This is a genomic window from Nocardia sp. FDAARGOS_372 (assembly GCF_002554515.1).
Classification (GTDB): Bacteria; Actinomycetota; Actinomycetes; order Mycobacteriales; family Mycobacteriaceae; genus Nocardia; species Nocardia farcinica.
The window spans coordinates 5,073,927-5,093,699 of sequence record NZ_PDDW01000001.1 but is presented as its reverse complement, the minus strand read 5'-3'; the positions used below and the strand labels follow the sequence as shown (position 1 = coordinate 5,093,699).

At 67.6% G+C, this 19,773-nt stretch carries 24 protein-coding genes and 1 tRNA gene; 12 read left to right on the top strand and 13 right to left on the bottom strand.

Features of this window, described 5'->3' with window-relative positions:
* Positions 1 to 25 precede the first annotated feature (25 nt).
* The gene (locus tag CRM89_RS23910) at positions 26 to 214 is read right to left on the bottom strand and encodes a hypothetical protein (RefSeq protein ID WP_011206906.1); all 189 of its coding nucleotides are present in this window, start codon (positions 212 to 214) and stop codon (positions 26 to 28) included.
* Between the two features lie 47 nt (positions 215 to 261).
* Positions 262 to 822, bottom strand: coding sequence for a DUF2752 domain-containing protein (locus tag CRM89_RS23905; protein WP_098086354.1), 561 nt, complete (start codon positions 820 to 822; stop codon positions 262 to 264).
* A 179-nt stretch (positions 823 to 1,001) separates the two neighbouring features.
* On the opposite strand from CRM89_RS23905, the gene CRM89_RS23900 reads away from it, so the two are divergent.
* Positions 1,002 to 2,066 carry an alpha/beta fold hydrolase gene (locus CRM89_RS23900; RefSeq protein ID WP_041559775.1) on the top strand — a complete coding sequence of 355 codons (1,065 nt, stop codon included), beginning with the start codon at positions 1,002 to 1,004 and terminating at the stop codon, positions 2,064 to 2,066.
* Positions 2,067 to 2,121: 55 nt separating this feature from the next.
* Here the strand turns inward: CRM89_RS23900 and CRM89_RS23895 are convergent, their stop codons facing one another.
* The 4 genes from CRM89_RS23895 to CRM89_RS31870 form a co-directional block, all read right to left on the bottom strand.
* Entirely contained in the window at positions 2,122 to 2,814 is a 693-nt protein-coding gene (locus CRM89_RS23895; RefSeq protein WP_098086352.1) for an ABC transporter permease, read from the bottom strand.
* A complete protein-coding gene (locus tag CRM89_RS23890; protein ID WP_011206902.1) occupies positions 2,814 to 3,725 on the bottom strand; it encodes an ABC transporter ATP-binding protein in 912 nt (303 codons plus the stop codon). The genes CRM89_RS23895 and CRM89_RS23890 overlap by 1 nt, the downstream gene beginning before the upstream one ends.
* Positions 3,722 to 4,114 carry a GntR family transcriptional regulator gene (locus CRM89_RS23885; protein ID WP_011206901.1) on the bottom strand — a complete coding sequence of 131 codons (393 nt, stop codon included), beginning with the start codon at positions 4,112 to 4,114 and terminating at the stop codon, positions 3,722 to 3,724. Before CRM89_RS23885 ends, CRM89_RS23890 begins: the two co-directional genes overlap by 4 nt.
* 125 nt (positions 4,115 to 4,239) lie before the next feature.
* On the bottom strand, positions 4,240 to 4,389 hold the full coding sequence (locus tag CRM89_RS31870) for a hypothetical protein (protein WP_228799976.1): 150 nt from the start codon (positions 4,387 to 4,389) through the stop codon (positions 4,240 to 4,242).
* Between the two features lie 163 nt (positions 4,390 to 4,552).
* Here CRM89_RS31870 and CRM89_RS23875 point away from each other — a divergent pair, with 163 nt between their 5' ends.
* Positions 4,553 to 4,888 (top strand): MmcQ/YjbR family DNA-binding protein, encoded by a 336-nt coding sequence (locus CRM89_RS23875; protein WP_098087102.1) that lies wholly within the window; start codon positions 4,553 to 4,555, stop codon positions 4,886 to 4,888.
* 46 nt (positions 4,889 to 4,934) lie between these two features.
* Positions 4,935 to 5,486 (top strand): dihydrofolate reductase family protein, encoded by a 552-nt coding sequence (locus CRM89_RS23870; protein ID WP_060593758.1) that lies wholly within the window; start codon positions 4,935 to 4,937, stop codon positions 5,484 to 5,486.
* Between the two features lie 324 nt (positions 5,487 to 5,810).
* Here the strand turns inward: CRM89_RS23870 and CRM89_RS23865 are convergent, their stop codons facing one another.
* Together CRM89_RS23865 and CRM89_RS23860 are read right to left on the bottom strand one after the other, a co-directional pair.
* On the bottom strand, positions 5,811 to 6,368 hold the full coding sequence (locus CRM89_RS23865) for a GNAT family N-acetyltransferase (RefSeq protein WP_060593759.1): 558 nt from the start codon (positions 6,366 to 6,368) through the stop codon (positions 5,811 to 5,813).
* Complete coding sequence (locus CRM89_RS23860) at positions 6,365 to 7,258, bottom strand: hypothetical protein (protein WP_127516299.1); 894 nt, start codon at positions 7,256 to 7,258, stop codon at positions 6,365 to 6,367. The genes CRM89_RS23865 and CRM89_RS23860 overlap by 4 nt, the downstream gene beginning before the upstream one ends.
* Before the next feature lie 249 nt (positions 7,259 to 7,507).
* Here CRM89_RS23860 and CRM89_RS31130 point away from each other — a divergent pair, with 249 nt between their 5' ends.
* The 4 genes from CRM89_RS31130 to CRM89_RS23855 all read left to right on the top strand — a co-directional run bounded on the left by CRM89_RS31130 (position 7,508) and on the right by CRM89_RS23855 (position 9,527).
* Complete coding sequence (locus tag CRM89_RS31130) at positions 7,508 to 7,660, top strand: hypothetical protein (protein ID WP_172456890.1); 153 nt, start codon at positions 7,508 to 7,510, stop codon at positions 7,658 to 7,660.
* Positions 7,661 to 8,171: 511 nt separating this feature from the next.
* Positions 8,172 to 8,327, top strand: a complete 156-nt coding sequence (locus tag CRM89_RS31125) for a hypothetical protein (protein ID WP_159005435.1) — start codon at positions 8,172 to 8,174, stop codon at positions 8,325 to 8,327.
* Between the two features lie 97 nt (positions 8,328 to 8,424).
* Positions 8,425 to 8,571, top strand: coding sequence for a hypothetical protein (locus CRM89_RS31120; RefSeq protein WP_159005437.1), 147 nt, complete (start codon positions 8,425 to 8,427; stop codon positions 8,569 to 8,571).
* A 98-nt stretch (positions 8,572 to 8,669) separates the two neighbouring features.
* Entirely contained in the window at positions 8,670 to 9,527 is an 858-nt protein-coding gene (locus CRM89_RS23855) for an HEXXH motif-containing putative peptide modification protein (RefSeq protein WP_060593761.1), read from the top strand.
* Position 9,528: 1 nt separating this feature from the next.
* Here the strand turns inward: CRM89_RS23855 and CRM89_RS31115 are convergent, their stop codons facing one another.
* Positions 9,529 to 10,191 carry a pentapeptide repeat-containing protein gene (locus CRM89_RS31115; protein WP_172964567.1) on the bottom strand — a complete coding sequence of 221 codons (663 nt, stop codon included), beginning with the start codon at positions 10,189 to 10,191 and terminating at the stop codon, positions 9,529 to 9,531.
* A gap of 201 nt (positions 10,192 to 10,392) precedes the next feature.
* Here CRM89_RS31115 and CRM89_RS31110 point away from each other — a divergent pair, with 201 nt between their 5' ends.
* From CRM89_RS31110 to CRM89_RS23835, 4 genes are all read left to right on the top strand, one after another.
* Positions 10,393 to 10,665, top strand: a complete 273-nt coding sequence (locus CRM89_RS31110; RefSeq protein WP_172964566.1) for a hypothetical protein — start codon at positions 10,393 to 10,395, stop codon at positions 10,663 to 10,665.
* 493 nt (positions 10,666 to 11,158) lie between these two features.
* The gene (locus CRM89_RS30535; RefSeq protein ID WP_127516297.1) at positions 11,159 to 11,422 is read left to right on the top strand and encodes a hypothetical protein; all 264 of its coding nucleotides are present in this window, start codon (positions 11,159 to 11,161) and stop codon (positions 11,420 to 11,422) included.
* Between the two features lie 340 nt (positions 11,423 to 11,762).
* Positions 11,763 to 12,176, top strand: coding sequence for a hypothetical protein (locus CRM89_RS30530; RefSeq protein WP_127516295.1), 414 nt, complete (start codon positions 11,763 to 11,765; stop codon positions 12,174 to 12,176).
* 377 nt (positions 12,177 to 12,553) lie between these two features.
* The gene (locus CRM89_RS23835; protein WP_127516293.1) at positions 12,554 to 13,414 is read left to right on the top strand and encodes a hypothetical protein; all 861 of its coding nucleotides are present in this window, start codon (positions 12,554 to 12,556) and stop codon (positions 13,412 to 13,414) included.
* Positions 13,415 to 14,143: 729 nt separating this feature from the next.
* Here CRM89_RS23835 and CRM89_RS30525 read toward each other — a convergent pair.
* On the bottom strand, positions 14,144 to 14,386 hold the full coding sequence (locus CRM89_RS30525) for a hypothetical protein (protein ID WP_127516291.1): 243 nt from the start codon (positions 14,384 to 14,386) through the stop codon (positions 14,144 to 14,146).
* Positions 14,387 to 15,187: 801 nt separating this feature from the next.
* On the opposite strand from CRM89_RS30525, the gene CRM89_RS32315 reads away from it, so the two are divergent.
* The gene (locus tag CRM89_RS32315) at positions 15,188 to 15,436 is read left to right on the top strand and encodes a tyrosine-type recombinase/integrase (RefSeq protein ID WP_324188827.1); all 249 of its coding nucleotides are present in this window, start codon (positions 15,188 to 15,190) and stop codon (positions 15,434 to 15,436) included.
* 14 nt (positions 15,437 to 15,450) lie between these two features.
* Here CRM89_RS32315 and CRM89_RS23825 read toward each other — a convergent pair.
* The 3 genes from CRM89_RS23825 to topA all read right to left on the bottom strand — a co-directional run bounded on the left by CRM89_RS23825 (position 15,451) and on the right by topA (position 19,750).
* A tRNA-Thr gene (locus tag CRM89_RS23825) sits at positions 15,451 to 15,526 on the bottom strand.
* Positions 15,527 to 15,583: 57 nt separating this feature from the next.
* Entirely contained in the window at positions 15,584 to 16,786 is a 1,203-nt protein-coding gene (locus tag CRM89_RS23820) for a DNA polymerase III subunit delta' (protein WP_041559773.1), read from the bottom strand.
* 45 nt (positions 16,787 to 16,831) lie between these two features.
* Positions 16,832 to 19,750 (bottom strand): type I DNA topoisomerase, encoded by a 2,919-nt coding sequence (gene topA / locus CRM89_RS23815; RefSeq protein ID WP_098087101.1) that lies wholly within the window; start codon positions 19,748 to 19,750, stop codon positions 16,832 to 16,834.
* Positions 19,751 to 19,773 lie beyond the last annotated feature (23 nt).

The window sequence follows — 19,773 nt, the reverse complement described above, 5'->3', positions numbered from 1 at the left end:
GAACATGCGCGTCGAGAACATGCGCTCAGAACACCAGATAGCGTTCGGCCAGTTCCTCCACCAGGGGGTCGTCCTCGGTCACGCTGTCGAGGGCGTCCAGGTCGGTCTCGACCGAGATCTGGCGGGGGTCGTCGTGCTCGGCGTCGGGCGGGCCGTCCTCGCCGAGCTGGCGCAGCAACTTCTCCCGCACCCGTTTCTTCAGTGAATCCGTCATATCGACAGAGTGCCCGGTCCGCGCCGGGGAAACCGCCCGCGCCGTGATCAGACCGGCGTCAACCAGGTGCCCCACGGGGTGTTGCGCAGCACCGCGTATACCGCGAAGAGCGCGAACAACGCCCACATGACCGATGTGTCGATGGCGGGCACCCGCGGCTTCTGTCCCCGCCACGCCCGCACCGACCAGTCGGCGACGAACCAGAAGAACGCCACGATCAGTGGCAGCGCGAGCAGGTTGCTGTGCAGGGAGTCGAGGACGCGGCCGTCGGTGAGGTTGTGCACCGCGCGCATGCCGCCACAGCCCGGGCAGTACACCCCGAACAGCGCATACACCGGGCATTCGCCGTAGGACCCCTCGACGTGCGGATCCCGCACGTGCAACAGCACCAGCGCGCCGGCGCCCGCCGCGGCCGTCAGCATCGGCAGGCCGAGCGCTCGCAGACCACCGCGCTGTACGGGCCTGGGTGCCTGGTGATCGACGGGCGTGTCCACGAGAACCCACGGTAGCCGGGCCGCGCCGACCGGCGCCAGCGCACCCGACGCGGCGGCGCTGCTCTCGACTCGATAACGGTCGGCGGCACTCGGTATCGCCGCTGGGTACCCCATCGATAGACCTGGCAGGACGCCGCTCCGGCGCCGAAGATCTTCGGTCGGGACGGAAAGTTCAGTGGACCGAATATCGGGTATCCAAGCATTCGGAGCCAGGTTTTCCGACACCGAGCGCTTGCACTAGCAAGCAGTCGTGCTTGCACGGTACGGTGACGACAGACACAAAGGAGTGTGCGATGCTGGTGACGTCGATGAAGACCCTGGCGGGGGTGCGCAGCACCGAACCGCTCACCGCGGCCTACCGTGCCGCCCTGCGATCCCGGACCTATGCCACGGCGTCGCTGAACAAGCCCGCCGCGCCCGTGGAGATCGTGCCGGTCACCACCGTCGACGGCGCCCGCCTCCGAGTGCATGCCTACGGCCCCGCCGACGGCGAGGTCATCGTGCTCATCCACGGCTGGAGCTGCTGCATCGAGTACTGGCACCCGCAGATCAACGCCCTGGCCGACCGCTACCGCGTGATCTGCTACGACCAGCGCGGGCACGGCGAGAGCACCCTCGGCCGCGTCGCGCCCTGCGCCGACACCCTGGCCGACGATCTGGCCACCGTCCTCGACGCCACCCTGCCCCGTGGCCGCCGCGCCGTGCTGGTCGGCCACAGCATGGGCGGCATCACCCTGCAGGCCTGGGCCGCCCGCTATCCCGAGCAGGTGCCCGACCGCGCGGCCGCCGTCGTGCTGGCCAACACCGCCTCCAAGGACATCCGCTTCGAGACCGATCTGCTGCCGCTGCTGAACAAGCCGCTGGCCGTGGCCAATCGACCGCTCACGGTGTTCGGCCGTGGCGTGCGGATGCCGATGGTGCTCGCCGAAACCCTGCTCACCGCACCGGTACCGCTGCCCGGTGGCCCGATGAGCCCACTCGTCACCGCGGTCCTCAAGTCCCGCGTGATGACCAGGAACGCCACCGCCGACCAGGCCGCCTTCGCGCTCGGCATCGTCCGCTCCTGCCGCCCGCTCACCCGCGGCCTGCACGCGGCGGCGCTGGCCGACATGGACCTCGGCGACGCGGCGAAGAACCTGACCGTGCCGACCACCGTCATCGCCGGCCTGCACGACCACCTGCTGCCCGAGCGGATGAACCGCACCATCGTCGAGGCGCTGAAATCGTCCGGCTCGCTGGCGGATTACCAGGTCTGGCCGACCGGGCACCTGAGCAACGTGGAGGCGGCCGACCGGTTCAACGCGGAGTTGGCGAAGATCGCCGCCAGCGCCTACCGGCCGCAGGCCGACGCGGTGTGAGGAAACGGCCCCGGCTGAGGAGCCGGGGCCTGCGCCGCCGCGTTCGGATTCGTGGTCATGCCGTGGCGCGACGGACCAGCATCCACGCGCCGCCGAGGCAGACCGCCGCCAGGACCGCGGGCAACAGGACCATCGGGACCGCGCGCGGGCTGTCGGTGAACCAGTGGCCCACCTCCGGCCACCAGCGCTGCCAGGTCACCAGGATCGCGGCCAGACCGCCGAGCACCAGGACCACCGCGCCGAGGGTGTAGAGCCCGGTCACCCGCCACCGCTGCTGGATGGCGCCCATCAGCAGGCCCGCGGCCGCGATCAGCGCGAGCACCGCCAGGAAGGTCCCCAGTTGGACCAGCCGGTTGTCGGTGAATTCGGCCGGGATCCCGAACATCACCATGTTCACCCCCCACCCGTCGGTGGCCTGCTCGGCCGCCGACAGTCCCCACAGCAGCACCCCGAAGCCCACGATCTGGGTCAGCGCGACCAACAGGGTGGCGAGGAAGTAGTCGCGCCTGGTCACCCCGAGCCCCAGCGCGAACGGCAGCGACTGCGTCATCGCGACCAGGTAGAAGGCCAGTGCGATGCCGAGGATCGAGTAGACGCTGCCGGTCATGTTCCGGTCCTCGGTGTCGACCAGCGCGAAGATCACCCAGGGGATGGCGAACGCGGCCGTCAGCACGCCCAGCGGCCAGGCGAACAGCAGCGGCCAGGAGACGACGTGAATGCGGGCGACGGACAGGACTCGGGCGATCATCACTGCTCCTGGGTAGTGGCGGTTTCGACGATGAGCTGCTGCAACGAGACCGGCTCCAGCCGCAGTCCCAGTGCGCCCGCCCGGGCGACGTCGGCGTCGTGGTCGGTGGTGCGCACCAGCACGCGCGCCTGGTTGCCCAGTGCTTCGCGGCGCAGTTCCGGCCGTCCGGCGACGAAGCGGTCGACCTCGCCGACCGGCCCGGCGACGGTGATCGCCGATTCGCGCAGCTGGTCGGCGGCGGCGTCGGCGACCACCCGGCCGCGGTCGATGACGATGACATGCTCGAGCAGATCCGCCACCTCGTCGATGAGATGCGTGGACAGCACCACGGTCCGCGGATTCTCGGCGTAGTCGGCGAGCAGCCGGTCGTAGAACAGCTGCCGCGCGACCGCGTCCAGCCCGAGGTACGGCTCGTCGAACAGTGTCAACGGCGCCCGGGACGCCAGGCCGATGATGACGCCGAGCGCGGACGTCATTCCGCGGGAGAGCTTCTTGACCCGTCGACCGAGCGGCAGGTCGAAATCGCGCAACAATCGCTGGGCGAAATCCTCGTCCCAGTGCGGGAGCAGGTGCCGCGCCACGTCGAGCACATGCTTGACCTTGTAATCGGCCGGGTACGGCTGGCTCTCGCGAATGAAGGTGACATCGCGCAGCACGGCCGCGTTCTCGTGCGGCGTCGCCCCGAACACGCTGACCTCACCCGCGGTCTGGAACTGCTGTCCGGTGAGCACCTGCATCAGCGTCGTCTTGCCGGCGCCGTTACGGCCGAGCAGGCCGTAGATGGTGTTCGCGCGCAGCTCGAAGGACACGTCGTCGAGCGCCGTGACCGAACCGAACCGCATGCCGACACCCCGCACCGACGCGACGGTCTCGGTGTCGAGCACCGCAGGGTCGAGGTAGGTCGCGCTCATCGTGATCCCTCCCGCTGGTCGAGCATGGCCTTGAGTTCGTCGATGCCCATGCCGAGCTTGTCGGCCTCGGCGATCAGCGGATCGATGTACTGCTGGGCGAACCGCTCCCTACGCCGCATCCGCAAGGCGTTGCGCGCGCCGGCCGTGACGAACATGCCGATCCCTCGTTTCTTGTACAGAATCCCTTCCGACACAAGCTGATTGAGCCCTTTCGCCGCCGTCGCCGGGTTGATCCGGTGAAAGGCGGCGAGCTCGTTCGACGACGGCGCCTGTGCCTCTTCCGCCAGCGACCCGTCGATGATCGAGTTCTCGATCATCTCCGCGATCTGCAGAAAGAGCGGCTTCCCGTCTTCGAGCACCAGCTCACCCTCCTCGGTGGAGTGGTTCATTACTCATGTAATGAACCATAGAGGTAGGTCACGGGTCGGCGCAACTCCGGCGGGCGCGACCAGGACACGTGCGGTCGGCTGCCACGCTGTTCCGCCCGGTCAGGCGCGGTTACCGACGGCCGCCGTCATCCGGCGTCGAGGGCGGCGCTGATCCTGCGAGGCAGGGCGGCCGCGTCCAGACCGCTGCGGATGCGTTCCTGCTCGTCACCGCGGCTGCCGAACGAGGTGCCCGAGGCGACCACGTACCGCACCGGCACCCTGATCTCGTCGAGCACCGGACCCAGCTCCCGCTCGCGGGACAGCTCGCCGAGCTCGATGTTGGAGGTAGCCCTGTGTGGCGAACTGACCGTTCAGGTGGACCACCGGCAGCCCGGCGCCGCCGGTGTCGGTGACCGCCGGCCCGGCCACGTGACGGTGCCCGCTGGCAAGATCACGCCCATGAGCACCACCGGCGACGACGTACGCGCCTACGCCCTCTCCCTCCCGGAAACCACCGAGGAATTCGCCTGGCAGATGCCCTTCTTCCGGGTCGCGCGCTCGCTGTTCCTCACCCTGCCCGACGACGAGACCTCCATGGCCGTCCGCTGCCCCGTCATCGACCGCGACGAACTCGTCGCCGCCGAGCCGGCCAAGTTCTGGATCGCACCCCACGAGGCCAACAACGCCTGGGTCCGGGTCCGCCTCGCCGCCCTCGACGACCATGACGAACTGCGCGCCATCGTGCTCGACTCCTGGAAACTGGCGGCCCCCAAACGGTTACTCGACGGCGCCTGACGGGTCCCGGCGATGATTTCTGCCGGCGCGGCGCGTCTACACCGACATGAGGAAACTGGTCTACGGGTTCAGCGTGTCCTTGGACGGCTACATCAACGACCGCGCCGGCGCCATCGATTGGACCGAGCCGGACGACGAACTGCACCAATTCCACAACGACCGCTTCCGCGAGATCGAGATCTCGCTGCACGGCCGCCGCCTGTACGAGCTGATGGCCGAGTACTGGCCGCACGTCCCCGCGGACGCACCGCCCATCGAGCGCGAGTTCGGCAGGCTCTGGACCGAGAAGCCGAAGGTCGTCTTCTCCCGGACAGTGCCCGAAGTGCACTGGAACAGCACGCTGATCAGCGCGAACTCCGCCGAGGAGGTCGGCAGACTCAAGGCCGCGGGCGACGGCGTCATCGAGGTCGGCGGCGCGACACTGGCCGCCTCGCTGATACCGCACGGACTCGTCGACGAGTACCAGATGTTCGTCTCCCCCGTGGTTCTCGGCGGCGGCACCCCGTACTTCCCCGCCCTCGACACCCGCCTCCGCCTGCGCCTGGCCGAAACACGGCACTTCAAGACCGCGGTCCTGCTGCGCTACGTCACCGAGTGAGCCGGCCACTCGGCCGGACGAACCGCGCCCACCTTCGAACCATGTCAGTCGATGTCGAAGTACTCCTCACGCGGACTGCCGAGTTCATGCCGGGTCTACCGGTGCGGAATGTCGGCTGATGGCGACCAGCCGAGCATGGCCGTGGCGAGAGGAGGCCGTGGCAGATGGTCAGGGGCTCTCATCGGCAGGGAGGCCGACGAAGACCTTCGCGGGGCTGGAGGTACCGTCCCGGGACGAGGACGGATTGCCATCGCCAGCGGCGTCCCGGAACGGTTCCTGCGCATCTGCCTATCGTCGACCACTGTCGACCATCGAACAGCTCGGTCACACCGGCAGCGAGCGAATCAGCACATCGAAGGTCGGAGCATCCGGCCACCCCGGCGTCAACGTCCCCACCCGCGACCATCCCCACTTCCGATAGCGCGCATACGCTCGCTCGTTCTCCGGCTCCACGAGCAGCGTTGCCCTCTGCTCACGCCGGCCGGACAGCAGTTCATCATGCAGGGCACGGGCGAGACCTCGACCCGTCCACTCCTGGCACACCATGATCTCCGACAGCGCGAAAGTCCGCGTGCCGTCCTCGGCGGTAAACTCGGCCGGATCATCGTCATCCAGCGTCAGCCCACCCCACCAGGCGTTGTGCGGACCCAGCGGCCAACCCCAAGTCTGGCCGACAGGCTCCCCATCGATGTAGGCGATTACGAGGTCGAATCCGCTTCCGCCGGTGTAGGAGTCGAAGCGGCGCATGAACTCCTCAGGCGTGTCGAACGGGTCTCCCGACTCGATCGCATCGGTATACGAGCGCCGGAAGATGGCCTCGACAACGGCCCGCAGCTCGCGGGCCTGGGTCGCGTTGTACCGCCGGAACTCCGGTGTGTTCATGGCATGAGTGCCTTCCTGCTCATCGCCGCGCCGAGCTGGTCGAACCGATCCCGGAAATCTCCGCCCGGATCGATGTCACGCACCGGTTCCATCACCCGCAGCGTCCGGACAGACGCGACAGACTCCAACTCGGTCAAAACGCCGTGTCCGGTGTCGAGTGCGCCGGACACGTCGCCGAGTCGCGCTTTCGCGGAGGCGGCCCACGCTGATGTGTGCGTGGCGTTCCGTGGGCTGTCCGGCTCGTCTCCGGACAGGATCTCGTCGAATACCTGTACCGAGCGCGCCCAATCTCCGAGATCGCCGTACCCGCGTGCCTCATGCCCGCGAAGCTCGGCGGCGGTGACGAACCGCAACCATTGCGGCGCTTCCTCGAGCGCCTCGAACATCAGGGCGTGATCGAGCTCCCGCCAGGCGGTGGCGACGGCGCGGCCGAATGCAGCCCGGTCACCCATCAACGCTCGAGCCTGGGCTTCCCGCGCGGCGATCAGCGCGTGGATGCGGCCAGGCGGTTTGCCGCGGGACAGAGTGCGGGCCCGGTCGATGTATTTCAGCGCGTGATATGGGGTGCCGTGCCCGCGGCGGGCCAGGCCGATGGCCTGGTTGGCGGCATACAGGGAGGCGTCCGCGACGAGTGTTTCGTCATCGGCTTCGGTCGCGAGCGCGAACGCGTCGGCGTAACAGCGGCGCGCCAGGGGCTGTCGGTCGGTATCGGCGGCGAGCCACCCGGCCATCATCGCCAGTCGTCCTGTCGCGGCGGCGAACGCGTCCCCGACCTCGGGTGAGTAGCTGCCGATATCGAGGCGGTGTTTGGCGGCGGCCAACTGCTGAACCGCGAACTCGACGAGCTTGCCGCCTCCGACCCGCTGGTCCTCGGCCTCGAGGAGGTCCACGCCGGCGAGTAGCCGGTCGACGTCGGCTCGGCCGATGTGTTCCCCGAACTGCCAGGCGTCGGAGGACAGTCCGGCGGCGGAGACCGCCGCAACCGCTGCGAGTTTCCCGAATTCCCTTCGCTTCACGTCTGCGTCAACTTCCCATGCGTAGAGGCCGAAACCGTGTGTGGTGGAGGTGCTCGGCGGCGCGGGGTGTTCCGGTGGCGCGGGCTCGGCGCTGGTGATCCGTAGTTCTGTGGCGAACCGGGCGTGTTGATCGTCGTCGAGCTGGGCGAGCATCGTGTCCAGTGCTTCGGCGGACCGGCCGCGCACCGGCCGGTCACGAGTGGCACGATGCCACTTCTTGATCGTCGGCAGCCCGAATCCGGCACGTTCGGCGAACTCTTCCTGCGTTTCCCGTAGCGCGGCGACGCGGAGTGCGCGCACCTCTGATTGTGTCCATCTGGAAACGATCATTCCACCTCCACGGGCGCAGAACGCCGGTCCGGTTCCAAGCGTATCCCTGGCGTATCACTTCCGTGCCTTCGATGTTGGGCGATGCTGCGAAATCCTGGTTTCAGTCGCCCCGCCCTCGGGACGCCCCTCATGCCTCGGGGGTGGGCGCGGCCCCACGGAACCAATCCCAACCGATCGAGGTGTCCCCCCCGATGAGCGAGAGACTGCCGTCGTTGCCGGTGCGAACTCCGGCAACGCGTCCCACGTATCTGTACCGGTTCGGCTGTAGGTCTCTGCACCTGTTGGAGCGGGTCGCGGCCGGTTTGCGCGCGCTCGACGACCACTACCCGCCAGCGCAATGCCGGACCGGTGGGCCGATCCGTTCGCAGGCGCATGCATGCCTGGTGATGGATCGGCATGTGGCACACCGGTGTCCGCGATTCGCGGAAGCAGCCGCGTACGTCGCGGAGGTGGAGACATGATGCGCGACGCCGACAACGAGACGGCTCCTGTCAGGCATGTCGCGTCGCCGCTGGGGGACGACGCGCCGGCCGATGCGTTTCGGTTGCAGGGCGAGATAGACCGCGTGATGTCGCAGTACCGGGCGACGCACCCGGAGGACACAACACGGTGACCGTTCCCGTGCCCGAACGTAACCGGTACCGCGGGCAGATGCGCCCGCGCATAGGGCCCTGGCCAGGGGATCAAGAAACCGAATTGGAAGGAATGCCATGAGCACCCTGAACACCGACACGATCACCAACGAAGCCGTACAGCGGGCGGCGTCCGACTCCGAAGCCACGAACGCGGCGGTGCGCGACCGCATCGCCCAGTTCCGCAGCGACGACAACGCGGCGATGATGGGCGGCTGGACCTGATAGGCCAACTCACCGACTCGTAGGGCGGGCGGCGGAGTACCACATTCCGCCGCCCGCCTGTTTCGTTCCATACCCCTTATCCACCAGGAGCTTCCACCATGCATTTCCTCAACATCGGCCACGCCTACGAGAACACCGCCCGGTACACACGCGCGGTCCTCGGCGAAATCCCCGATCCCGCAAGGCTGCCCGTCTCCTACCGGGAAGCAGTCAGCCGACATCGGCCGATCGACGCGCCGCCGGAAGGTTCGGCAATCCACTACGAGGACAGCCAGTGGGGCAAGTACCTGCGCGAATCCGATGTCTTCGACGGAATCTTCAATGGCCTGCGCCCCTCGACTCCGGAAGAGCGTGACATATGGCCCGGCTGCGTCGCTGAGGCCGGCGAGTACGTCCGCGACCTCAATGCCGACCTCGGGCGCCTGGTCGATTTGCTGGTCACCGATGTCATCTTGCTGCCGTCCGACAGCACCGGCGGCGGATCTGCGGCGCACCTGCCCGGCTTGGTCGCATTGAGTCCCGGACCACACTGGACCGTGTACGACTTCGCCGAATCGCTCGTGCACGAGGCCACACACCTGAACCTGTTCGTCGGCGAAATGGTCCACGGCCTCTACACCAAACCCGTGAAACACCTCGACGCCCAGGAGTTCCGTGTGCTGTCCGCGGTGAAATTCGGGCAACTCCGCCCACTCGATCGCGCGTTTCATTCCGCAGTGGTCGCGGTGCCGCTGATGTGGATGCAGCACCAGCGCGGGGAAACCGAACTCGTCGACATGTTCACCGGCTCACTGCGCGAATGCTGCCAGGGCCTCAACGCCAAGCGAGATCTGTTCACCTCCTACGGGCAGATGCTCGTGCACCAGCTCGCGGAGTTCGCGTTCTCTCTCGACTGGGATTACGTCGCCGAATCGATCTCCGACGAACGGTTCTCCCGGTACGCTGTCGCGTCCTGAGTCACCAGTCCACCTCGATGCCGACCTCTCGGGCCAGGCTCGCCGCCAGCCCGAGCAGGTCGTCACCGCGCACATGCGCACCCTTCAACCCGCGCACCCCGCGCACATCGACCATCCGGCAATCGGCGAACGTGGTGTTGTGCTCGATACTCGCCTGCGAGAACTGGGCACCGGTCAGGTCGCACCCCTCGAACCGGACACTACGGAACCGCACCCGCTGGAAATCGGCTCCCGCAAGGTTGCAGCCGGTGAACACCACTTTCTGAAACTTGCTGCCACGGAACGACGCCAGATCCGCATGGGTGTCCTCCACCGTCACATCACGCAGCACCCCGTCAGTCAACGACAGTCCGGTCAGACGCGACTGCGCGATGGCCGATTCCAGAAACGATGTCTCGTCGGCACGCAGCCCCGCGAGATCCGATGAGTCGAACACGCAATTGTCGAAAGTCGTACGGGTCAGCGACCCGACAAGCCGGGCGCCGGAGAACTCCGAGGCACTGACCGCGATGACGTCACCACCCTCGGCTCCTGCCGCACCGCCGGTGTATCTCACGCCGGCCACCGTCAGTTCGTCGCCGAACGCCTCCCCTGGCCCGGCATCGCGTAACGCACCTCCGAGCTTTGGTCGCGCCGGCGTGACCTGCATGCGTGTGACTGCCATCGACTCCCCTGTAGACGACGTGGAACAGGCACCGAACCTAGCACGCCGCCGCCCCCTCCCATCAGGCAATTCACCAGCCTTCTGCCGTGTCGGACGACGCATCCGACGATCCATAGGAGACAACTCCTCGGTACCCACCGACACGGTGCGGTCCCTTTCGGGATGTAAGGCAGCGGCAGGTGGTCGAGCCCCAAGGGCGGGGTGGAATTCGGGTTCCGTCAGGGGTGGTTCGACCGGTTCGCCTACGACAATTCGGCGTTGGCGCTGCTGCGGGAAATGGTCGTCAGGATGTCCGCGCAACTGGCGCGGATGCGCGAAGAGACCCTCGATGACCACAAGGCCGATCGCATGGAGTTCGTGCGCCGCATTCTGGCCTTTGCCGGCCTCGACAAACCTGCCCGCGATCCCCATCGCTACACCTGGTCGCGCATCGGCTCCGGTACCCGCGTCCCCTCCGCGCACATCTGCTCATGACCGCGACCTCTCAGCGTCTCGCCTGGCGTGCCGAATACGACCGGGCGATGCTCGCGGCTACCGTCCTGCCTCCGGAGGGGCGGATAGTGCCGATACCGGCACGGATGCCGCCCACACTACAGAGCAAACAGACAGCAATGATTTGGATCTTGGCCCGGAAGGACAGGCAGATGTCTGCTGAACCCAGCGCACACCGGCCGCGACGGCGGGTCACCACGAAAGTCGCTGCAGCGCATATCTGTGTGAACCCCGAAGTGCTACGCCGATGGAACCGGCATCGCGATCCGTGGCTGCCCCGGCCGCGGAAGGTGGGAAAGGACTTCCGTTGCGACCTCGACGCATTGGATGCGGCGCTGGACGCGCAGGAGGATTCGGGAATGATTCGACGGGCTGATCGACTGATGCGGCGCGGCAGACCGGCGCGACCGATCGACGTTCCGGGCAAGGTGATGCTGACCGAACTGCGCCCCGGCACTGGCAGGCGCGGGTCCTGGTGCGCGACAAGACCGGTAAACGTCGGCAGGTAACGCGCACGTCGCCGCTGAAGCTCGACGCACGCGGGCGACAGGTTCCGGACGCCCAAGGCTCCCGAGCGACAGATGCTGCACTGGCCGCCGCGACCGCTACTCGGGTGGACGCGGGCGGCGAGCTGTCGGAAAGCACGACTGTTCGGCAATTGTGGGACGAGTACCAGGGGTACCTCGTCGAACAGAACCGGGCGCCTTCGACGATCGAACGCTATGACGTGATGCAGTGACCTTCAACACAGCGTTCGGTGGCCGTCTGCTCCTCGAAGTGAGCACATCGTCCGTGGAAGCGTTCCTCGTGGACCTCGGGCGGGCCAAGGGCCCCGGGTCGATGCGCACAGACCGAAACGTCCTCTCCGGCATGTTCCGCAACGCGGTGCGCGAAGACGCGCTCACGGTGAATCCGGTACGGGAAACCAGCTCGTGCAGAACATCGCGGCCAAGGGCCGGACGGGCGGCCCACGAGATGTCACCGTCGAAGAGTGCGCACGATCCTGTCCGCCGTGCGCAGTTCGAAAAGGTCCCTGCCCACGCAAGCTGTCCCGGGCAGAACGGACACGAGGCAAGCCGGTGAAGTCGTACACGCCGCCGACCGTCGCCGAGTACTGCGCGAACGCCGACCTGGCCGACTGGGTGACGGTCCTCGCCGGCGCCGGGCTGCGCCGCAGCCAGATACTCGGGCTGGTGTGGCCGGACATCGACTTGGCGGCGGGCACGCTGCGCACGAGCGGGAAGGTCGTGCGGGTCAAGGCCAAGGGGCTGGTGCGGATCGGCAACGACGACGACCCGAAGAACCGCAAGGGCGTCATCGCGCTTGCACGATTTCGTCGTACAAGCGCTGACGCAGCGCCGGAAAGCCCAGGCGGCCCGCCAGCTGGCCGCGCCTCCGAGCAAGACGGATGCCCTCGATCTGGCGTCTCCGTCCAACACGGGGACGCTGCGGGACCCGCAGAACGTCGGGCACGAATGGCAGCGGGTTCGTGACGCCCTCGGCATCCCGACGACGTGACCGCGCACAGTTTCCGCGGCGCGGTGGCCACGATCCTCGACGGGGCAAAACCTACATCTACCAGCAAGTATGGAGTCGCCTGGGGGAATCGAACCCCCGACCTTTTCATTACGAGTCGAATACCTAGCGCCCGATGTGGATCTGTTGGTGTCCGTGCCCCTATGCGAAGTGGCCAAGTGCTTCCGTCGGAGTCTTGTCTCGTACGCGGTTGTACGGACTGCTTGTGACACGTCGTGACAGATCTGCTGGCGCGCGGAAGGCCACGACTTGCGCTTGCCGCCTCCTCCTGAACGCCCGTCCCAGTTCCTTGGTTCCACCCAACGCGCCCGCTGAGCGCCGTGATACTGAACTGGTGACCGTAGCAGTGGTGATCCGTGTCAACGATGGGTTCGTCCTCGCTTCAGACAGCGCTGCCTCCGTCGGAGCCTCCGTGGCGGGCGGTGCTGTTCTTGCCTTGAACGTGTACAACAATGGCAACAAGATCTTCAACCTAAGGAAGGGTCTGCCCCTCGCTGCGATGACTTGGGGCCTAGGGAACATCGGTCAGGCCTCCATTTCCACCTTGGCAAAGGACCTGCGAGCTAGGTTCGCCGATCCGCTGGACGAGTGGCATTTGGGCCCTGACTACTCCATGGACCAGGTAACAAGCAGGTTCAAGGAGTTCTTCTGGCACACGAAGTTTGAGCCGATGGTCGCAGCTATACCGGAGCCACCGACCGCGGAGGAGGGCGACAGGATGGCCCTCGGGTTGCTTGTCGCTGGATACTCGGCTAAGGCCGAGACTCCCGAGATCTACCAGCTTCAAATGAGCCCGAACGGCTGCGGGGAACTCGTCCCGGTCCTCGCAGAGGACGTCGGAGTATCGGCGTGGGGTCAGCCGGAAGCGATCTCCAGAATCCTCAACGGCATGAGTTCTGCTATGCCCCGAGCGCTGGCGAACCTTGGTGTACCAGAAGAGGACGTGATGCCCTACACACTGGCGCTTCAACAACAACTCCAGACACAGTTGGTCGTCCCTCCGATGCCGATCCAGGATGCGATCGACTTGGCTGAATTCTTAGTCCAGACCACGATTGGTTTTGTCCGATTCTCGCCGGGTAGCCCTACTGTCGGCGGCCCGATCGAGATCGCGGCGATCACGCGACATGAGGGGTTCGTCTGGGTGAAGCGGAAGCACTTCTTCGATCGCGCCCTCAATCTAGGCATGCGGTGAAGCCCTGCGTGACGAGAAGGGGACGACGTGCCACACTATCGGAAACGGCCCGCCGATCGAGGACCGGAAGAGAGACCTGCCATGAACACCAGTAACAGCAGCAACGCAGCTAGTCGACAGACCACCTATCGGGGCGGGCCAGAAGGCGCCGCAGTTCGCGCTACCCGCGTTTCTGGCAAGGTTTCGACGATGTCGACCAGTCGTAAGAGCGTGAAGTCGTTGCCTCCTTTGCGTCTGCAAGTTGACAAGAAGAAATGACGTTCAAACGGCATCCTGCTGTGGCGGCATCTGACTGAAAGCGGAAGGTCGCCGGTTCGATCCCGGCCCTGGCCACAAAGTCCCCCTGTCATAACACCTGGTCAGGGGGATTTTTGCGTCTATACCCCCTGGGGGCATTGGTCGGTTCTTGACCGTGGTTGTCCGCCGAATACCGGGACATGTCGCACGTATGTTGCACGGGCGGAAGGTCTGGCCCTGGTCGGTGGTGGGTTGCTCGGGGGCTGGCTTCACCGCCTGCCCCTTAGGGCCTGCCCTTCGCGCGCAGAGGCTCACGGACCAAGGGAGGGCGGATGCCCACCAGCGAAGCTGACGCCGTAGGCGCCCTTGAGGCGTGAGGGGCGCGGGATCACAATGCAGGCCACCACCGATCAGGGCCACGCGGCCGGAGGTCGCGGAATCGTTTGCCAGATAGGAGGGCAAGGGAAAGAGGGGGCCGTGGCCCCCCGGCGGTCAGTGGCGGTCGGCGGGGTCGTAGGTGAGGTAGCGGTCGTTGCGCAGGCCCTGGAGGTAGTGGGCGCGGCAGCGGGGCTCGTGGTGGGTGCGCAGCTGCCACTGGTAGGTGTAGAGGTCGGTGGCGGGGCGGTGCAGTCGCGGATGACGCAGATCGTGCCGGGGGTGATGGTCATGGTTGGGTCCTTCCCTGGTTGGTGGTATCTGGGCTCCGCCTGGACCAGGCCGCGCCCGCCCCGGCAAAGGCTCGGCACCCGAGGGGTGCGCGGCCCTTCTGTTTGAAATAACCGCCGCGCGGCCGTCTTGAGGGAATGTCGCCGCGTACCCCCTCGGGGGCCGACACCGCTTGGCCTTTGCCGGGGTGGGTGCGGTCTGGTACACCCCTGGGCTGATACCGCCGACCACGGAAGGACCTCGGCCATCACCCCCGGCACGGTCTGCGCCCATCGTCGCGGCTGCACCGCCCCCGCCACCGACCTCGGAACCGGAGGTGACCACCGACCGGTCCCGCTGCCCGCCCACTACCTCCGGGACCTGCACCCGGCGCCGAGACCGGCGACCCCGCCGACCGCCACTGACCGCCAGGGGGCTACGGCGCCCTCGCTCCGCGGCCCGACGCACCACCCCGTCGACGCACCGATCCTCGTTCTTCCGAATCTGTCGAACGGGATCACAGCCGGTTGACCGGGCACAGTGCCGGCCGATTCGTGCTCGGCTGCGGGAGGTAAGCCCGATAGGGCAGACGACGTGCCCAGCACTGCTGGATCGTTGCGTAAAGCGATCAGACAGGAATGGGTGGCCGTACACTACCCAGTCGCCAAAGCGGATGCCCTTGGAGCCGAACAGGACCCACCGCGCCCGCGGCGGCGCGTCAGCGCCGCCGCGGGCGCTCTTGAGGCGGCGCGGAAGCGGCAAGCAGCAGAGAAGCTGGCACTCGGTGAGGCGTACGGGCCTGGAACTCACGTGGTGGTTGATCAGGCAGGCTGCTCGTATCATCCGGACACCCTGACGGACTACTGGGAGTAGATCATCAAGACGGCGGGAGTGCGTCGGATTCGCTTGCATGATGCCCGTCACACCTGCGGGACATTGATGCATCTGCAAGGTGTCCCTATCGCGGTGATTTCAGAGTGGCTGGGGCACGCTGACAGCGCCTTCACGATGCGGACCTATGTGCAGATGCATTTGGCCGCCGCGGCGGGCACTTTGGAGGCCGTTGTGACAAATCGTGACAAGACGGGCACTGCGGCATCTCGCCGCAAACGTCAGCGGGGTCGGAAATCGGCCGGTTAACGCCAGTTTCCGAGTGGAGCCGCCTGGGGGAATCGAACCCCCGACCTTTTCATTACGAGTGAAGCGCTCTACCGACTGAGCTAAGGCGGCGTGCCTTCCGGCGTCGCGAGTCTATCGTCTCCGGCGCCGGATCGCGAAAACGGGTGGTCAGCCGGATTGGGCGGCGATGAGGGTGGCGACCATGGCGGCGACGGCGAAGCGGGGTTTGACGTTGAGGTCGAGGGCTTCGCGGCAGGCCAGCACGGCGTCGATGGAGCGGAGCAGGCCCTCGGGGGGCACGCGGTCGGCGAGGTCGTGGATCTGCTCGGTCATGTCGGGGTGGGTGAGGGTGACCGCGTCGGCGTCGTGGGCGGCGAAGCGGACGGCGAGGGCGTCCCGGTAGAGACCGGCGACGTCGATGAGGGCACGGTCGAGGGCGTCGCGGCCGGTGCGGGTGGCGCGGGACTTCTGCCTGCGTTCGAGCTCCTTGAGCACGCCTGCCGAGCCGCGGGTGGCGCTCGCGGCGCCCTTGCCGGTGCCGCCCGCACCGAGGGCGGTGGCGAGTTCCTCGCGTTCACGTTCGTCGCGTTCGGCGCTCATCTCCTTGGCTTCGTCGTCGGCGGCCTTGACCAGCTCGTCGGCGGCGGCGTAGGCAGCGCCGGGACGGGCGGCCGCCGCGGCCAGGGCCAGCGCGCGCTGCCGGCGTTCGCGGGCGTGGGCGTCGGTGGCCAGGCGGCGGGCCCGGCCGACGTGCCCCCCGCTGACCGACGCCGCCCACTCGGCGGTCTTCGCGTCCAGGCCGTCGCGTTCCCGCAGGACGGTGGCGATCGCGGCGACCGAGGGCGTCACCAGGTGCACGTGCCGACAACGCGAGCGCAACGTGACGGAGATGTCCTCGGGATCGACCGACGGCGCGCACAGCAGGAACACCGTGCGTTCCGGCGGCTCCTCCACCACCTTCAACAGCACGTTGCCCGCCGCCTCGGTGAGCCGGTCGGCGTCCTCGATGACGACCACCTGCCACCGTCCGGTGCTGGGCCTGCGCGAGGCGATCTGCACGATCTCGCGCATCTCCTTGGTGCTGATGCTCAGTCCCTCGGGCACCACCCGTCGCACGTCGCCGTGGGTGCCCGCCATCGTGGTGGTGCACGCGTGACAGCGGCCGCAACCGGGCGTGCCCGGGTCGGTGCACTGCAGGGCCGCGGCGAAGCACAGCGCGGCGACGGAACGCCCGGAACCGGGCGGGCCGGTGAACAGCCAGGAGTGCGTCATCGCCCCCTCGACGGAACCCGCGCGCGCCGCGACCGCCGCGGCCGTCAACTCGGACTCGACCGCGTCCTGGCCGACCAACCGATCGAAGACACCCGCCACGTCTGACACCCTAACCGCAGGCTCGGACACCGGCGCCGAGCCGACTCAGGAGTTCTCGGCCGTCGACTTGGCCGGCGCCTTCTTGGCCGCGGTTTTCTTCGCGGCCGTCGTCTTCTTCGCGGTGGTCTTCTTCGCCGTGGTCTTGGTCGCCGCCGTCTTGGTCGCGGCCGCCTTGGTCGCGGTGGTCTTCTTGGCGGCGGTCTTCTTCGCCGCCTTCTTGGCCGTCTTCTTGACCGGTCCCCGCGCGCGGCGGTCGGCGAGCAGTTCGGCCGCCCGCTCGTCGGTGATCGACTCGACCTCGTCGCCCTTGCGCAGGCTGGCGTTGGTCTCGCCGTCGGTGACGTACGGGCCGAAGCGGCCGTCCTTGATCACCATCGGCTTGCCGGACACCGGATCGGTGCCGAGTTCCCGCAGCGGCGCGGCGCTGGCCGATTGGCCGCCACGGCGCTTGGGCTCGGCATAGATCTTGAGCGCCTCGTCGAGGGTGATGGTGAAGATCTGGTCCTCCGACGCCAGCGAACGGGAATCGGTGCCCTTCTTCAGGTACGGCCCGTACCGGCCGTTCTGCGCGGTGATCTCCTCGCCGGTGGCCGGATCGGTGCCGACCACCCGGGGCAACGACAGCAGCTTCAGCGCGTCGTCGAGGGTGATCGAGGCGAGATCCATCGACTTGAACAGCGAGCCCGTGCGCGGTTTCGGCGCGGTCTTCTTCGCCGCCGTCTTCTTGGCACCCTCCTCGGTGGCGGGCTCCGGCAGGATCTCGGTGACGTACGGACCGAAACGCCCTTCCTTGGCGACGATTTCGTGCCCGGTGGCCGGATCTACGCCGAGGCTGCGCCCCTCCTGCGGGGTGGCGAACAGCTTCTCGGCGACCTCCGGGGTCAGCTCGTCCGGCGGCAGATCGTCGGGCAGGTTCGCCCGCTGCGAGATCGGATCACCGTCCGGGTCATCGGGATCGGTGACCAGGCGCTCCAGATACGGGCCGTAGCGGCCGACCCGGACCACCACGTCGCGACCCTCGCCGTCGGTGAACAGCTTGATCGAGTTCACCTCGCGGGCGTCGATGTCGTCGAGCTGTTCGCCGACCATCTTCTTCAGCCCGCCCGAGCGCGCGACCGACCCCTCCACACCGCTGTCGCCTCCGAAGTAGAAGCTGGACAACCAGTTTCCGCGCCGTTCCCGGCCGGAGGCGATGGCATCGAGATCGTCTTCCATCGCGGCGGTGAAGTCGAAGTCGACGAGCCTGCCGAAGTACGCCTCGAGCAGACCGACGACCGCGAACGCCACCCACGAGGGCACCAGCGCGCTGCCGCGCTTGTAGACGTAACCGCGGTCCAGGATGGTCTTGATGATGGACGAATACGTCGAGGGGCGGCCGATGCCCAGTTCCTCGAGCGCCTTGATGAGCGAGGCCTCGGTGTAGCGGGCGGGCGGATTCGTGCTGTGCCCGTCGGGGTTCAGCTCGATCGCGGTGACGTTCTGGCCCTCTTCCAGCGCGGGCAGCCGGGATTCGGCGTCGTCGGACTGCCCGCCCGCCTCCTCGTCCACGCTCTCGACGTAGGCCTTGAGGAAGCCGGGGAAGGTGATGGTGCGACCGGACGCGGAGAACACGCACTCCTCACCGGTACCCGCGACACCGGTGATGCGCAGGGTCAGCGTGGTGCCGCGCGCGTCGGCCATCTGGGAGGCGACGGTGCGCTGCCAGATCAGTTCGTAGAGCCGGAATTCGTCGTTGTCCAGGCGCGAGTGCAGCTGGCCCGGGGTGGCGAAGGTGTCGCCCGCCGGACGGATCGCCTCGTGTGCCTCCTGCGCGTTCTTGACCTTGCGGTTGTACTGGCGCGGCGACGGATGCACGTACTCGGCGCCGTAGAGCTGGGTGGCCTGCGAGCGGGCCGCCGCGATCGCCGACTCCGACAGTGTGGTGGAGTCGGTGCGCATATAGGTGATGTAGCCGTTCTCGTACAACCGCTGCGCGACGCGCATGGTGCGCTCGGAGGTGAAGCGCAGCTTGCGGCCCGCCTCCTGCTGCAGGGTCGAGGTCATGAACGGCGGGTACGGCTTGCGCGAGTACGGCTTGGACTCGGCCGAGGTGACCGCGAGGTCGACGCCGTCGAGCGCCTCGGCGAGCCGGCGGGCGCGGGCCTCGTCCAGCACCACCACACCGGAGGCCGACTTCAGTTGTCCGTCGGGACCGAAATCGCGGCCGCTGGCCACCCGGGCGCCGTCGACGTTCACCAGTCGCGCGCCGAACGTGCGCGGGTTCGCCGCATCGCTCTGCTCGTCGGTTCCCGCGTCCAGCTTGGCGGCGATGTCCCAGTACTCCGCGGAGCGGAACGCCATGCGCTCGCGCTCGCGCTGCACGATCACCCGGGTCGCCACCGACTGCACCCGGCCCGCCGAGAGCTTCGGCATGACCTTCTTCCACAGCACCGGGCTGACCTCGTAGCCGTAGAGGCGGTCGAGGATGCGGCGGGTCTCCTGCGCGTCGACCAGGTCCGGGTCGAGTTCCCTGGTGTCGGCCGCGGCCGCGCGGATGGCGGGCTCGGTGATCTCGTGGAAGACCATCCGGCGCACCGGCACCTTGGGCTTGAGGGTCTCGAGCAGGTGCCAGGCGATGGCCTCGCCCTCGCGGTCGGGGTCGGTGGCGAGGTAGAGCTCGTCGGCGTCGGCGAGCAGGCTCTTGAGCTCGGTGACCTTGGCCTTCTTGTCCGGGCTCACCACGTAGATGGGCTCGAAGTCGTTGTCGACGTCGACGCCGAGGCGAGCCCAGGGCTGTCCTTTGTATTTGGCCGGCACATCGGCGGCGCCGCGCGGCAGGTCGCGGATATGACCGACCGAGGCCTCCACCGTGTAGTTGCGGCCCAGGTAGGGCGCAATCTTGCGGGCCTTGGTCGGGGACTCGACGATCACGAGACGACGCAGGGGACGGCCCTGGTCGGCTGCACCGCGGTCTCGTGTTGCCACCGGCGAATACACCTTTCCTTCTC

Bases quoted from the DNA above. Each gene is read 5' to 3' on its own strand.
- CRM89_RS23910 (WP_011206906.1), bottom strand. From the start codon at position 214: ATGACGGATTCACTGAAGAAACGGGTGCGGGAGAAGTTGCTGCGCCAG.
- CRM89_RS23905 (WP_098086354.1), bottom strand. From the start codon at position 822: ATGGGGTACCCAGCGGCGATACCGAGTGCCGCCGACCGTTATCGAGTC.
- CRM89_RS23900 (WP_041559775.1), top strand. From the start codon at position 1,002: ATGCTGGTGACGTCGATGAAGACCCTGGCGGGGGTGCGCAGCACCGAA.
- CRM89_RS23895 (WP_098086352.1), bottom strand. From the start codon at position 2,814: ATGATCGCCCGAGTCCTGTCCGTCGCCCGCATTCACGTCGTCTCCTGG.
- CRM89_RS23890 (WP_011206902.1), bottom strand. From the start codon at position 3,725: ATGAGCGCGACCTACCTCGACCCTGCGGTGCTCGACACCGAGACCGTC.
- CRM89_RS23885 (WP_011206901.1), bottom strand. From the start codon at position 4,114: ATGAACCACTCCACCGAGGAGGGTGAGCTGGTGCTCGAAGACGGGAAG.
- CRM89_RS23875 (WP_098087102.1), top strand. From the start codon at position 4,553: ATGAGCACCACCGGCGACGACGTACGCGCCTACGCCCTCTCCCTCCCG.
- CRM89_RS23870 (WP_060593758.1), top strand. From the start codon at position 4,935: ATGAGGAAACTGGTCTACGGGTTCAGCGTGTCCTTGGACGGCTACATC.
- CRM89_RS23865 (WP_060593759.1), bottom strand. From the start codon at position 6,368: ATGAACACACCGGAGTTCCGGCGGTACAACGCGACCCAGGCCCGCGAG.
- CRM89_RS31125 (WP_159005435.1), top strand. From the start codon at position 8,172: ATGATGCGCGACGCCGACAACGAGACGGCTCCTGTCAGGCATGTCGCG.
- CRM89_RS31120 (WP_159005437.1), top strand. From the start codon at position 8,425: ATGAGCACCCTGAACACCGACACGATCACCAACGAAGCCGTACAGCGG.
- CRM89_RS23855 (WP_060593761.1), top strand. From the start codon at position 8,670: ATGCATTTCCTCAACATCGGCCACGCCTACGAGAACACCGCCCGGTAC.
- CRM89_RS31115 (WP_172964567.1), bottom strand. From the start codon at position 10,191: ATGGCAGTCACACGCATGCAGGTCACGCCGGCGCGACCAAAGCTCGGA.